12 protein-coding genes and 2 pseudogenes are annotated in these 12,127 nt (G+C 69.1%); 12 read left to right on the forward strand and 2 right to left on the reverse strand.

Annotation, left to right across the window (positions count from 1 at the left end; all coding sequences use genetic code 11):
- Nucleotides 1-38: 38 nt before the first annotated feature.
- The 10 genes and pseudogenes from QCD66_RS17110 (at nucleotide 39) to QCD66_RS17155 (ending at nucleotide 9,867) form a co-directional block, all read left to right on the forward strand.
- On the forward strand, nucleotides 39-353 hold the full coding sequence (locus QCD66_RS17110) for an SMR family transporter (protein ID WP_364219664.1): 315 nt from the start codon (nucleotides 39-41) through the stop codon (nucleotides 351-353).
- A gap of 118 nt (nucleotides 354-471) precedes the next feature.
- Entirely contained in the window at nucleotides 472-1,323 is an 852-nt protein-coding gene (locus QCD66_RS17115) for an ABC transporter ATP-binding protein (RefSeq protein ID WP_364219667.1), read from the forward strand.
- On the forward strand, nucleotides 1,320-2,162 hold the full coding sequence (locus tag QCD66_RS17120) for an ABC transporter permease (protein WP_364219670.1): 843 nt from the start codon (nucleotides 1,320-1,322) through the stop codon (nucleotides 2,160-2,162). Before QCD66_RS17115 ends, QCD66_RS17120 begins: the two co-directional genes overlap by 4 nt.
- Nucleotides 2,163-2,167: 5 nt before the next feature.
- Nucleotides 2,168-3,343: a sensor histidine kinase gene (locus QCD66_RS17125; RefSeq protein ID WP_364219673.1), complete on the forward strand. Its 1,176-nt coding sequence runs from the start codon at nucleotides 2,168-2,170 to the stop codon at nucleotides 3,341-3,343.
- A complete protein-coding gene (locus QCD66_RS17130; protein WP_357534303.1) occupies nucleotides 3,340-3,957 on the forward strand; it encodes a response regulator transcription factor in 618 nt (205 codons plus the stop codon). The genes QCD66_RS17125 and QCD66_RS17130 overlap by 4 nt, the downstream gene beginning before the upstream one ends.
- 116 nt (nucleotides 3,958-4,073) lie before the next feature.
- On the forward strand, nucleotides 4,074-5,612 hold the full coding sequence (locus QCD66_RS17135; protein WP_375736143.1) for a cellulose binding domain-containing protein: 1,539 nt from the start codon (nucleotides 4,074-4,076) through the stop codon (nucleotides 5,610-5,612).
- Nucleotides 5,613-6,193: 581 nt separating this feature from the next.
- Nucleotides 6,194-6,628 (forward strand): hypothetical protein, encoded by a 435-nt coding sequence (locus QCD66_RS17140; protein ID WP_375736142.1) that lies wholly within the window; start codon nucleotides 6,194-6,196, stop codon nucleotides 6,626-6,628.
- A gap of 33 nt (nucleotides 6,629-6,661) precedes the next feature.
- Nucleotides 6,662-7,895 (forward strand): annotated as a pseudogene (locus QCD66_RS17145) (IS3 family transposase).
- A 359-nt stretch (nucleotides 7,896-8,254) separates the two neighbouring features.
- The gene (locus QCD66_RS17150) at nucleotides 8,255-8,986 is read left to right on the forward strand and encodes a VOC family protein (protein WP_375734505.1); all 732 of its coding nucleotides are present in this window, start codon (nucleotides 8,255-8,257) and stop codon (nucleotides 8,984-8,986) included.
- Between the two features lie 179 nt (nucleotides 8,987-9,165).
- Nucleotides 9,166-9,867, forward strand: a complete 702-nt coding sequence (locus QCD66_RS17155; protein WP_375734506.1) for a class I SAM-dependent methyltransferase — start codon at nucleotides 9,166-9,168, stop codon at nucleotides 9,865-9,867.
- Between the two features lie 129 nt (nucleotides 9,868-9,996).
- On the opposite strand, the gene QCD66_RS17160 is transcribed toward QCD66_RS17155, so the two are convergent.
- Complete coding sequence (locus tag QCD66_RS17160; RefSeq protein ID WP_375734507.1) at nucleotides 9,997-10,539, reverse strand: dihydrofolate reductase family protein; 543 nt, start codon at nucleotides 10,537-10,539, stop codon at nucleotides 9,997-9,999.
- A 285-nt stretch (nucleotides 10,540-10,824) separates the two neighbouring features.
- On the opposite strand from QCD66_RS17160, the pseudogene QCD66_RS17165 reads away from it, so the two are divergent.
- Together QCD66_RS17165 and QCD66_RS17170 are read left to right on the forward strand one after the other, a co-directional pair.
- Nucleotides 10,825-10,935, forward strand: a pseudogene (locus QCD66_RS17165) (IS5/IS1182 family transposase); the annotation flags it as partial.
- Nucleotides 10,936-11,055: 120 nt separating this feature from the next.
- On the forward strand, nucleotides 11,056-11,331 hold the full coding sequence (locus QCD66_RS17170; RefSeq protein ID WP_357534292.1) for an SCO0607 family lipoprotein: 276 nt from the start codon (nucleotides 11,056-11,058) through the stop codon (nucleotides 11,329-11,331).
- 199 nt (nucleotides 11,332-11,530) lie between these two features.
- Here QCD66_RS17170 and QCD66_RS17175 read toward each other — a convergent pair whose 3' ends face one another.
- Entirely contained in the window at nucleotides 11,531-12,121 is a 591-nt protein-coding gene (locus QCD66_RS17175) for a hypothetical protein (RefSeq protein ID WP_375734508.1), read from the reverse strand.
- Nucleotides 12,122-12,127: the final 6 nt, after the last annotated feature.

Here is a 12,127-nt window from a genome sequence, read left to right on the forward strand (position 1 = left end):
CGACCGGGGCCGATCCGCGCGGAAAGGACGGAACAGACATGGCCTGGCTGCTACTGATCATCTCCGGGATGCTGGAGACGGTGTGGGCGATCGCGCTCGGGCGCAGCGCCGGCTTCACCCGACCCGTACCCTCGCTGGTCTTCGCGGTCGCGCTCGTGCTCAGCATGGCCGGGCTCGCGCTCGCCCTGCGCGACATCCCGATCGGCACCGGCTACGCCGTCTGGGTCGGCATCGGCGCGGTCGGCACCGCCACCGTCGGGATGGTCGCCCTGGGCGAGCCGGCGACCGTCGCCCGGATCACCTGCCTGCTCCTGGTGGTCGCCGGCGTCATCGGACTCAAGGTGTTCCACTGAGTGACCGGCCCGCCACCGGCGTCCACTGACGTGCCGACGGCTGTCCACCGATCGGTGGACAGCCGCTGTCAATCGTCCGGGCGTCCCGGGCGACCCCACCGGTCGCGATGATCGATACATGACTGATTCCGCCGTGCGAGTACGCGGCCTGACCAAGCGGTACCGCGACAACCTCGCGGTCAACAACGTGGACCTCAACATCGCCTCCGGCGAGATCTTCGCTTTGCTCGGCCCGAACGGTGCGGGCAAGACCACCACCGTCGAGATCCTCGAGGGCTACCGGGACCGCGACGGCGGCGAGGTGGAGGTGCTCGGCGCCGACCCGCAGCGCGCCGGCCGGCGCTGGCGCTACGGGATCGGCATCGTCCTGCAGGACGCGTCCGACCTCAGCGAACTGACCGTCCGGGAGACCGTGCGGCACTTCGCCCGCTACTACCCCAACCCCCGCGACCCCGACCAGGTCATCGAGCAGGTCGGTCTCGCCGCCAAGGCCAACTCCCGGGTCAGCACCCTCTCCGGCGGCCAGCGGCGCCGCATCGACGTCGCCGTCGGCATGATCGGCAACCCGGCGCTGCTCTTCCTCGACGAGCCCACCACCGGCTTCGACCCGCAGGCCCGCCGGCAGTTCTGGGACCTGATCCGCTCCCTGGCCCAGGAGAACGGCACCACCGTCCTGCTGACCACGCACTACCTCGAGGAGGCGGAGAACCTCGCCGACCGGGTTGCGGTCATCGTCAAGGGCCAGATCGTCGCCGAAGGCGACCCGGCCACCCTCGGCGGGCGCGCCGAGGCCAAGGCGACCGTCTCCTGGCTCGAGAACGGCGAGCACCGTACCCAGGAGGCCACCGACCCGGGCCCCGTCATCGCCGAACTGACCGCCCGCCACGGCGGCACCGTTCCCGGCCTGACCGTCAGCCGGCCCAGCCTCGAAGACGTCTACCTCGACCTGATCGGGAGCGCCCAGAAATGACCACCACCTCCACCCGCCCCGCGACCGCCGGGAAGGATCCCTCCGCGGTCAGCCTCGGCCTGCACCGGGGCGTGATCGAACTCAAGGGCTTCTTCCGCGAGTGGGACAACGTCGTCTTCACCTTCGCCCTGCCGATCGTGCTGCTCGCCCTGCTCGGCTCGCTGTTCAGCGGCATCTACGAGGGCAGCACCGTCACCTCGGCGCAGTACTTCGTACCCAGCATGATCGCCGCCGGTGTCGCCTCGGCCACCTTCGTCAACCTCGGCATCAGCATCGCGGCCGACCGTGACGACGGCACCCTGAAGCGGCTGCGCGGCGCCCCGATGCCGAAGTCGGCGTACTTCCTCGGCAAGGTCGTCATGGTGCTGGTCATCAGCGTCGCCGAGGTGATCATCCTGCTCGGCCTCGGCATGCTGCTCTTCGACGTCGAACTGCCGAGCGAGGCCTCGCGCTGGGTCACCTTCGGCTGGGTCTTCCTGCTCGGCGTCATCGGCTGCTCGTTCCTCGGCATCGCCGCCAGCAGCCTGGCCCGTACCGAGCGCAGCGCCGCCGCGGTGATGAACCTGCCGTACATCGTGCTGGCCTTCATCTCCGGCATCTTCTACACCCCGATCAGCGCGCTGCCCGAGCCGCTGCAGCAGCTCGGCGCGGTCTTCCCGCTGAAGTGGATGGCCCAGGGCTTCCGGTCGGTCTTCCTGCCCGACGACATCCTGCCGCAGGAGATCGTCACCACGTCGTGGGAGCATGGGCGGATCGCCCTGGTCCTGGGGGCGTGGTGCATTGGAGGTCTGCTGCTGTGCCTGACGACCTTCCGCTGGCGCGGACGGCGGGACCGGTAGTCCCCATGGAGGACACGCCGACCTGGCTGAACCGCTTCCCGATGTGGGACGCCTACTTCGGGCTGGTCGCCGTCGGCACGTCGGGCTTCGTCGCCACCACCGGCTCCGTGCCGGTGGTGGCGCGGGCCTGGGCGGTCGCCCTGCTGGCCGGCCTCGCCGCCTGGTACTGGCTGTACGGGCGGCCACTGATCCGCGGCGAGATCGAGGACCGTCGCGCCTACCTCTACTTCGCCGGCGTCGTCGTGCTGATGACCCCGGCCGTCGCGCTGGTCAGCGTGTCGTCGTTCGCGCTGCTCGCGCTCTGCCCGCAGGCGTACATGCTGATGGACGCGCTACGGGCGACGATCGCCGTGCTCGTGCTCAACGTCGCCGACGTGGCGGTGGCGTACGAGTCGACCCGCGACCTGGCCGACACCGTCGCCGGTCCACTGCCGGTCGCGGCGACCATCGTCGTCGGCTCCGCCGTCTTCGGCACCTGGGCCCGCCGGGTCACCACCCAGAACGACGAACGGGCCCGGCTCATCCGCCAACTCGACGGCAGCCGCGCCGAGGTCGCCCGGCTGTCACACGAGGCCGGCATGCTCGCCGAACGGCAACGCCTCGCCGGCGACATCCACGACACCGTCGCCCAGGGTCTGACCAGCGTCATCATGCTCATCCAGGCGGCCGACGCCGAACTGGAGCGCGACGTCGCCCAGGCCCGCCGGCACCTCGGCCTGGCCCTCGACACCGCCCGCGACAACCTCTCCGAGGCCCGCGCCCTGGTCGGCGCGCTGACCCCGACCGAACTCGACGGCTCGTCGCTGGCCGACGCACTGGCCCGGCTCGTCGACCGGTTCGGCCGGGAAACCGGCGTACGCGTCGACTTCAGCACCGAGGGCGAACCGGTCGGGCTGGCCACCGCGGTCGAGGTGGTCCTGCTGCGGGCCGTGCAGGAGTCACTGGCCAACATCCGCCGGCACGCCGGGGCCGGACTGGTCACGGTAAGGCTGGCCCACCTCGGCGGCACCGTTGCCGTCGAGGTCGCCGACGACGGACGCGGGTTCGACCCCGAAAAGGCGTCCGGTGGTTACGGGCTCGGTGCCATGCGGGCCCGGGTCGAGCAGGTGTCCGGCAAGCTGAGCGTCGACTCGGAACCCGGCCGCGGCACCACGATCAGGGTGGAGGTGCCCGACCTTTGATCTCCGTACTGCTGGTCGACGACCATCCGGTGGTCCGCGCCGGGGTGCGCGGCATGCTCGACGGCGAGGCCGACATCGCCGTCGTCGGCGAGGCCGGCTCCGGCGCCGAGGCGGTCACCGCCGTACGCGCCCTGCGCCCCCACGTGGTCCTGATGGACCTGCGGATGCCGGGCATCGACGGCGTCACCGCGACCGGGCAGGTGCTCACCGTCGCCCCCACGACCCGGGTCGTCGTGCTGACCACGTACGAGACCGACACCGACATCCTGCGCGCCGTCGAAGCAGGCGCCGCCGGCTACCTGCTGAAGGACACCTCCCGCGCCGACCTGGTCAACGCCGTACGTACCGCCGCCCGCGGCGAGACCGTACTGGCGCCGTCGGTCGCCACCCGGCTGCTGCACCGGGTACGCCGGCCCCAGCACGAGTCACTGTCGCCCCGGGAGACCGAGGTCCTCCGCCTGGTCGCGCGCGGCCTGTCCAACGCCGAGATCAGCCGCGAACTGCACATCAGCGAGGCGACCGTCAAGACACACCTGCTGCGTGCCTTCGCCAAACTCGGCGTCTCCGACCGGACCGCGGCGGTCACCACCGCGATGTCCCTCGACCTGCTCTGACGCGCCCGGACCCGGACGGCACAGCCCGGTCCGGGTCCCGGCAGCCTCCCGGCAGGACCACTCCTGCCGGGCGTCCTGCCTGTTCCACGGCCGCCGGCATCGATTGACTCGACGGCATGACACAGACCTGGAAGGCGACCACCCGCACGGTGGTCGCCGGCGTACTGATCGGCGCCACGGCGCTGGTCGGCCCGCTGACGGCGCCCACCCACGCGGCGCCCGGCCAGCCGTCCGGGGCGTCGGCACCGACGCCGACGCCCGACGACGGCTCCATCCACGATGTCATCCCGGCGCGGATCCTGGACCGGATGACCGCCCAGGCCCCCCTCGTCGACGCGGCCAACGTCATCCGCACCGCCGTCGAAGCCGCCCCGCCGCGCGGCTACGCCGGCATCGGGCTGGTCGACGACCACGTCACCGTCTGGTGGAAGGGCGCCCTGCCCGCCGACATCGCGGCGGCGGTGGCGACCGCCCGCCGTACCGCGCCGGTCGAGGTGGCCGCCGCCACCTACTCGCGTGCCGAACTGAAGAAGGCGGCGGCGAAGCTCCGGACCGTGGTCGACGCCGACCCGACCGGCGCCACCCACGCCCTCCGGCTGCGCACCGACGGCTCCGGCATCGACGTCGCCGTCGACGACGCCGCCGGCGCGAGACTTCCGAAGCTGCCGGCGACCGGGGTCAGCACCCGGATCGTCCGGAGCGAGCCGATGGTCGAACGGTCCCGGTTCGACGACGCCGCACCGTACGACGGCGGGATCGGGATCGGGTTCACCACCTACGGCTGCACCGCCGGCTTCGGTGTACGCGACGCCGTCACCGGCACCGGCTACCTGCTCAGCGCCGAACACTGCGGAGCCATCGGCTCGCCCTGGCACATCGCCTGGAACACCACCACCAACACCGGGACGCTGGTCGGCTACGCGGTCGCCAGCAACGACGACCACGACACCATGCTCATCTCGACCTCGTCGCCCGGCAGCCACATCTACGTCGGCGGCCTGCACGACGAGATCCGCGCCGAGGTCGTCGGCTGGACCGCGGTGTACCCCGGACAGCTGCTCTGCCAGTCCGGATACACCTCGGCCGGCGAACTCGGCGGCCCGGTCTGCAACCTGCGGGTCGAGTTCCACTACGACGACATCGAGGACCTGGTCGAGGCCACCCAGCTCGACGGCGAGGAGGCGGCCCGCGGCGGCGACAGCGGCGGCCCCGTCTACGCGGTCAACCCCGACGGCACCGTGCTGGCGGCCGGCACCACCACCCGGTCCGCCGGCCCCGGCTTCGGCTTCCAGGACTTCGCCACCGCCCGCGACGACTACGGCGACATCGTTCCGGCGACCGCTCTCGCGAGCAGCTGCCGGGTCTCCTTCGTCGTCACCAACTCGTGGAGCACCGGCTACACGGCCAGCGTCACCGTCTACAACGACGGCCCGCCCGTCAACGGCTGGACGCTCGGCTGGAACTTCCCCGGCGGCCAGATCGTCCAGGGCCACTGGAACGGCATCTTCCAGCAGACCGGTGCCGCCGTCACGGTGACCAACGAGAACTACAACGCCGCCATCCCGACCGGTGGCGCGGTCAGCTTCGGCTACAGCGCCGACGGTTCACCGGTCACCCCGGTGCCGTTCACCCTCAACGGCACCACCTGCAACTGACCCCTCCGCACCCGACCGGGGCGGCCCCACACCGACGTTCCAGGTAACCCCCACCACGCCAGGCCCCGCCGGAGTCACCGGCGGGGCCTGGCCGTCCTCGCGCTGGACCGTCCTGCCGCCGCCTTGTTACCTCATGGCTTTCCGATCGATGCATGGTCGACAGGGGAGAGGAGGACCGGATCGGTCAGGAATCAAGAGGTACGGCCCGACATCCACCGTCCCGATGGTCCGGAATCATCAAGGACAGCCGGAAACCCGACAGAATGCGGCGCCCTGCGCAAGCCCTCTTGACGATTTCGGCCATGAGGTCGATTCGCAAACTCGTGGCGGTCACGGCGACGGCTGCTCTGGCCAGCACGCTCATCGCCGCGCCAGCACAGGCTCTTGCGGGTTTGGCGTGCTCCGAGTACGCACACACCGGTTACTACGAAAGCGACACGTACTACGTAGTGCCGTATTGCAAGTGGTACACGACAACCGGTGAACCCGGGGGCGGTGGCCGAGACCCCGGTGAGCTGCCGAAGCCACCTTCCGGCCCGGGAGGAGGCGGCCACGGTGAGCCTGGCCGGGAACACCCTCCGATGACCTACGACAGGGAGCTGTGTGACCAGCTCACCCGACAACACGACATCTCCCAGGAGGCGTTGAAGGTCGCGCACGAGCAGGCGGAATCTCTGTTCGACTTCATCCAGGGCGGCAACCCGGTGACCGACGACGACGCCATCCGGTTCTCCGAGCAATTCCAGACCTGGCAGCTGACCAAGGCCCAGGTCCAAGCCATGCGCGAGAACTACATCCGGTTCAACGGCATCGACCCGAAGACCGGGGACGACGACTGGAAGGTGGACACCAACGCCCGTTACGGCCAGTCGCTGTCGCAGGCGTTGGAACTGGACTACGAAGCCAAGCGGAAGTTCGAGGAATGGGAAGACACCTACACCGATGACGCGAAGCAGCGGGCCAAGGGCGAACTCAGCCTACTGCTCCAGCAGATCGGTGTTGCGCACCGGGTTTGATGGAGACATCGAAACCTGGGAGGAATACCTGCGATGCCCGCACCGAAGAAGTACAACGATGAGCTGCGTGAGCGTGCGACCCGAATGGCGGTCGAGGCGCGCCGGGACCCGGCGTCCGCGGTGGGTGCGATCCGGCGGATCGCCGAGCAGCTCGGGGTTCATCCCGAGGCGTTGCGCACGTGGGTGAAGCGGGCCGAGACCGACGCCGGGCAGCGGCCGGGCACGACCAGCGGCGACGCGGAACGCATCGCCGCCCTCGAACGGGAAGTGCGTGAGCTGCGACGGGCCAACCAGATCCTGAAGTCCGCGGCGAGTTTCTTCGCGGCGGAGCTGGACCGTCCGTCGCGATGAAGGTCGACTTTGTCGACTCCCAGAAGGCCGAACACGGTGTCCAGCCGGTCCTGCGGGCGCTGCAAGACACGCCGGCACAGATCGCACCGTCGACCTACTACGCCGCCAGGACCCGCCCCGCCAGCGCTCGCTCACGGCGCGATGAGGAGCTGGCCGCGATGATCGAACAGGTCCACGCAGCCAACTACGGCGTCTACGGCGCCCGCAAGATCTGGCACGAGCTGCACCGCCAAGGGGTGCCGGTGGCCCGGTGCACCGTCGAACGGCTCATGCGTGAGTCCGGGCTGCGTGGGCTGCTGCGCGACAAGGCGCCCCGCACCACCCGGCCGGCAGCCGAGACCAGCCGCCCTGCTGACCTGGTCAGACGGGACTTCACCGCGGCGGGGCCGAACCAGCTGTGGGTCGCGGATCTGACCTACGTACGAACCAGCGTGGGCTGGGTGTACGCCGCGTTCGTCCTCGACGTGTACTCCCGCATGATCGTCGGCTGGCAGGTGTCCACCTCGCTCTACACGGATCTGGCCCTCGACGCGCTGAAGATGGCGATCTGGCGCCGCGGGAACCAACACGCTGACCTGCGTAAACTGGTCCACCACTCGGACAGGGAGTCCAATATCGAGCGATCCGCTACACCCAGCGGCTTGCCGAGGCCGGCGCCGTCGCCTCGGTCGGCTCCAAGGGCGACTCGTTCGACAATGCCATGGCCGAGGCGTTCAACTCCCTGTACAAGGCCGAACTCGTCCGCAACACCGGCCCCTGGCGCGGCCTCGACGACCTGGAGATGGCCACCGTCGAATACATCGACTGGTACAACAACCGCCGCTTGCACGGCGAACTCGGACACATCCCACCCGCCGAACACGAGGCACTACACGCGATGACCCACCCGCTCACCGCACCCCTGAAAACCAGCTAACCAACTCTCCATCAAACCCGGGGCTTGACACGGTGCCATGGAGCGCGAGTCTCGAATGATCCGCGACCTGAAGGCCGAGGCCTGCGCCAAGAGTCACTGACCGGTGTGCCCGGCGGGTCCTGGGGCGTAGCGCTCACCGGCGACCGCGTCGGGCGCCGGGGCACGGCCCGTTGGCGTGGCGCTGATCACAGCATCGATCGGTGCCCCAGCATCGGCGTGCGTTACCGGTCGGATACCGGTGCCGTTTCCGGTTTTGATTCTGGCTGGGCGCGTTCCGCGCCCCACGCGCTCGGCTTCCCCACCCGTCGAGATCGGTACGGCTGATCTTGATGCGCCAGACTGTGGCTAGCATCGTCGGCATGGCAACGCGGCTTGTGCAGGTCAGCATGAAGGCTCGGGACGACTCCGCGCTGGGCGGTTTCTGGGCGAAGGCGCTCGGCTGGGTGATCTCCAGCGAGGAACCCGGCGTGACCAACCTCGAACCCGAGGGCTTCGTCTACCCCGACCCCGTCGCCGTCTGCCTCGACATCATCGCCTTTTCGGAACCCAAGACGGTGAAGAACCGTGTGCACGTCGACCTCGCCACCACCTCGGCGGCCCATCAGGCGGAGGTGGTCGCGCGACTGAAGGATCTCGGCGCAACACCCGTCGACGTAGGTCAGGGCGACGTCCCATGGACGGTCATGGCCGACCCGGAGGGCAACGAGTTCTGCGTGCTGGACTCGCTCTACCGAGACACCGGACCGATCGCCACGGTGGTGGTCGACTGCGCGGATCCGCGAGCCATGGCCCGCTTCTGGGGCGAGGCCATGGACTGGACCCTGCACGAGGTGACCGACCACAAGGCGGTACTGCGCTCCGCCAAGGGCGTCGGCCCATATCTGCAGTTCCTCCACACACCCGACGTGAAGACCGTGCGGAACCGCGTCCATCTCGACGTCCGCCCGTACCCAGGTGCCGACCAAGAGGCAGAGGCGGCCAGACTGCGGACTCTCGGCGCCACCGCCATCGACGTAGGTCAGGGCGATGTGCCGTGGACGGTATTCGCCGATCCGGAAGGCAACGAGTTCTGCCTCCTCGCCCCGGGCTGACGCCGTGACGGAACCTGCCCGACCGCTATGGGCCGTGGAAAACTGCGAGGAGCGGCTGCGGCAGCGGACGGGACGTGGGATCGGATCCTGGCCCACGCGTACGAGTCGGGTGCTTGTCTGTCGCACCCACGCGGCTCTGGTAGACATGCACCCTTGCCTCTCACGCGAACGGGGTCACGGTGACAGCAACCGACTACGACAACTTTGCGGACGCCTACGCGGCGGAGAACGAGACCGGCCTCTTCAACGCCTACTACGAGCGACCCGCAATGCTTCGCCTTGCCGGCGACGTCTCCGGCCGCCGAATCCTCGACGCGGGGTGCGGTTCCGGCCCGTTGTCAGCGGCGCTGCGCGCCAGGGGAGCAGTGGTCACCGGCTTCGACGTGAGTGCGGCCATGATCAATCTGGCCCGCCAGCGGCTGGGTGAAGACGCCGACCTGCACGTGGCGGACCTGAGCAAGCCGCTGCCGTTCGCGGACGCCGAGTTCGATGACGTCGTCGCGTCCCTGGTCCTGCACTACCTGGAGGACTGGTCGGGTCCCCTCGCCGAGCTGCGTCGCGTGCTGAAGCCAGGCGGTCGCCTGCTGCTCTCGGTCATGCATCCGGCCGCCTATCCGGTCACGCATCCCGAAGACGACTACTTCGCGCTCACGAAGTACTCCGAGGACTACATCATGGACGGCCAGACCGTGTGGCTGACCTTCTGGCACCGGCCGCTGCACGCCATGTCGGATGCTTTTGCTGCCGCTGGGTTCCGCATCGTGACGATCAGCGAGCCGCCCCCTTCCCCGGACACTCCTGCGGAGCTGCTGCCACCCGACAAGGTCAAGGGCTCCGGGTCCTTCATGTGTTTCCTCTTCTTCGTCCTCGAGTCCGCCTAGTGCTCTGACCAGAGACGTTCCGGTGTTGGATGACACGCCGCTCGACCTGCCGGTCGGGTGGCGTGGCTGGGCTCAGGCTGGGCGGGTGGCAGAACCCGTGCGTGTGCGGCGGCTGTCTGACCAGGAGGGTCAGCCGCCGCTGAGCACGCGGAAGCGGAGCATTGTGACGGCGCCCGACTGGGTGTTGCTCAAAGGTTCCAGGTCGATCCTGCCGAGGCTTGGGGGCGAGAAGCGGACACCGTCGCCGAGCAGCACCGGTAGGACATACACCAGGATCTCGTCGACGAGCCCGCGCTGCAGGCACTGGGCGGCCACGTCAGCACCGAGGATCTCCAGGTTCTTGCCGCCCGCGGCGCTGCGTGCCGTGGCAACGGCTTCCTCGATGTCACAGGTGAGGAACATGACGGTAGGGTCCGGCTCGTCGGGAGGCTCGTGGGTGAGGACGAACTGTGCTCCCCCGTCGTAGGGGGCGTCCTGGTCGGCCATACGCTTGGCGACCTCGTACGTGCCCCGGCCGACGAGCATGGCACCCGAGGCCGCCATAACCTCCGGGAACGTGTCCGCAGTCAGGTACTCGAAGATCCAGTCCATCGCGTGGCCAGGACCGGCGATGAACCCGTCCAGCGACATCGCCCTGTTCACGACCACTTTGCCGGTGCTCACATCGCTCATGCGTCCTCTCCAAGGGTTTTGGGGCCCGGTGCCGAATCATAGTTCGGCCGGTGGGGAGGCGACGGCGGGAGTTGCACGCCTATCTGCGGTGGCCCAACGCGAACAACCGGCATCCGAATGTGCTGGTCGCGCAGCGTCGGGAACGTGCCCGGGTACGGAGTGAACGACACGTGGTCCCCGGTCCCGGGCTGCGTGACCAACCCGGTGATCGTTTGTGGTCACCGCACTTGGGCGTGTCCTGCCGATCCTGTAGCGGTGGTTCGTTCACGGTGTGCCGGGATCTGACACGCCATCCCGGAACGGTCCGACCAGATCTCCCGCCACGCCGCCAAGGGCGGCAACGGCGGGCGACCACCAGACTCCGACCGGGCAACCTACACGAAGCGCAACCTCGTACTCATCGCCGGATCATCTGGCTCCCATGATCGACACAACACGCCCTGGACGGCGGGAGCGAGGAAGCATGAGTACGCGTACGGATGGTTGCGGCGGCTACCCGCGACGAGACTCCTCCGTATGCGTACACGGATTGTCCTTGCCACGGTTGGACTGGCCGGTTTGCTGGTGACCGGTGGTTGTTCTTTCCAGGAGAGCATCTGCGGCGGCGGCGAGTACCCGGTCATCGCGGTCGGCGGTCAGGGCGGCAGTGCCTGCATCCCGGACGGACAGGAGCCGACCGCTCCATATGTTCGCTATCCCGAGGGCAAGGTGCCGCAGCATGTGGACGACGAGTGGGACGTCTATTGGCGGAGCCACGGCATCGACGAGAATGGCACCATCATCGAGAGGTGATGGCCGTCGGCGGAGATCCGACGTGTTCGGCGTTGCATTCCCCGCCGGTCGTCGCATACCTGTCGCCGCTGCTGGCGGGCTGTGCGCCGGCTGCGGTGGCGGTGCCCGACGGGTGCGATTGATGGGTGAGAGCTCCGACGAATTGCCGAAAACCGTGGGCCGCCGACGCGTACGTCGACGGCCCACAGTCGCGACCCGCTCAGCCGATGGCGCGTTCGAGCAGGGTGCGGTGGCGGATCATCCAGTCTGCGGCGCGGGACCGCCAAGCCAATGCCCATAGCGGCGCCGGGTCGGTCGAGCCCGGAGTGATCCGGGCTCGGGCCGCCTCCGCGGCACAATCCCGGATCGCGAACTCGATCATCCGGCCGACCAGACCTTCTCGGTCAGCCCTCGACAGTTCATATCCATCGAGGAACAACCGGAGGTGCCGGGCCCGCGTAATGGCGTCCGGCAGGCCGTTGCGATCGGCCACGTCATCATCGTGCAACTGCGCGTTCCAGCAGCCGGTGGCGACCACCTCGTCGATACGGTCGACCGGGCCCGCGAGAGTCCAGTCGATGAACGCCGCTGGGCGACCGTCGCGCGCGACGGTATGCCACGGCCCGGCGTCGCAGTGGCCGATCACCGATTCAGGGCCGTCGTGGTGCATCCACCATGGCTTCCACACCGCGTCTGGCGAGGGTTCGAAACTGGCGGTGGCGAGGTGCAGGTCACGCAACAGGCTGCCGACCTGCCAGGTCCCCTCCTCCGACCAGGCATGCGGATGGACGATGCCGTCCTCGATCGACATCGAGGT

The sequence above is a fragment of the Polymorphospora sp. A560 genome (genome assembly GCF_045781765.1).
Taxonomy (GTDB): Bacteria; Actinomycetota; Actinomycetes; order Mycobacteriales; family Micromonosporaceae; genus Polymorphospora; species Polymorphospora lycopeni.

Excerpts from the sequence above, each read along its gene's own strand:
- QCD66_RS17110 (WP_364219664.1), top strand. The coding sequence starts at position 39 with ATGGCCTGGCTGCTACTGATCATCTCCGGGATGCTGGAGACGGTGTGG.
- QCD66_RS17115 (WP_364219667.1), top strand. The coding sequence starts at position 472 with ATGACTGATTCCGCCGTGCGAGTACGCGGCCTGACCAAGCGGTACCGC.
- QCD66_RS17120 (WP_364219670.1), top strand. The coding sequence starts at position 1,320 with ATGACCACCACCTCCACCCGCCCCGCGACCGCCGGGAAGGATCCCTCC.
- QCD66_RS17125 (WP_364219673.1), top strand. The coding sequence starts at position 2,168 with ATGGAGGACACGCCGACCTGGCTGAACCGCTTCCCGATGTGGGACGCC.
- QCD66_RS17135 (WP_375736143.1), top strand. The coding sequence starts at position 4,074 with ATGACACAGACCTGGAAGGCGACCACCCGCACGGTGGTCGCCGGCGTA.
- QCD66_RS17140 (WP_375736142.1), top strand. The coding sequence starts at position 6,194 with ATGACCTACGACAGGGAGCTGTGTGACCAGCTCACCCGACAACACGAC.
- QCD66_RS17150 (WP_375734505.1), top strand. The coding sequence starts at position 8,255 with ATGGCAACGCGGCTTGTGCAGGTCAGCATGAAGGCTCGGGACGACTCC.
- QCD66_RS17160 (WP_375734507.1), bottom strand. The coding sequence starts at position 10,539 with ATGAGCGATGTGAGCACCGGCAAAGTGGTCGTGAACAGGGCGATGTCG.
- QCD66_RS17170 (WP_357534292.1), top strand. The coding sequence starts at position 11,056 with ATGCGTACACGGATTGTCCTTGCCACGGTTGGACTGGCCGGTTTGCTG.
- QCD66_RS17175 (WP_375734508.1), bottom strand. The coding sequence starts at position 12,121 with ATGTCGATCGAGGACGGCATCGTCCATCCGCATGCCTGGTCGGAGGAG.